We start from the raw sequence: 657 nt of genomic DNA, 5'->3' as shown, positions 1-657 counted from the left end.
AACTTTCGGTAAAAACAACTATCTATGACCTTCTTTCGCATAAACTTCCATAAACGCTCAATCAAGTTCAAATTGGGCGAGTAAGCAGGCAGAAAAATCTGTTTGATTTTTGTACCTTTTAGCCTTTCTTGCAAAGTTTTATTTTTGTAATAACGGGCATTATCACAAACCACATCAATGAATTCTTTATCTGGATGAAGTTCAAGCAGTTGTTCATAGACCTTCCAAGTGCTTTCTGCGTCAATGCTTTCATCAAAACGTACCACTACTTCCTGCGGAGCAGAGGCATTGAGAGCCGCATTGATATTTAACCGCTTCCGACCACTCACCGAAGGTAGCTCGTATTCCGTCCCTGTCTTTATCCAAGCATACGAGGAACGTGTGTTATGCTGCGGGTGGCAAGCGTCCATAAAATATAAAACACTTTTCTCTCCCAAAGTCTCTTTGATAGAGCCTAACTCCTCTATAAATGCCTCCTGACGCTCTTTATCCGCTTCGCAGGGAAACAATTTCGTCTTCTTATAGCTAAAGCCTAATCTATGCAATAACTTCACACAACCCTCCAAACTATAAACTATCCCCCAACGCTCTTGTATCCAACATACCACTTCTTTACTACTATGGTACAAATTTCGCTCTAATTCCTTTACCAATTCC

General features: G+C 40.6%; 1 protein-coding gene. It reads right to left on the bottom strand.

Going from position 1 to position 657, the window contains the following annotated elements; translation table 11 throughout:
- Nucleotides 1–657: IS630 family transposase (locus NZ519_14070; GenBank protein MCS7029878.1), on the bottom strand; the 657-nt coding region annotated here is incomplete at both ends.

Source organism: Bacteroidia bacterium, assembly GCA_025056095.1.
Lineage (GTDB): Bacteria > Bacteroidota > Bacteroidia > JANWVE01 > JANWVE01 > JANWVE01.
This window is presented reverse-complemented; position numbering and strand designations above follow the sequence as displayed.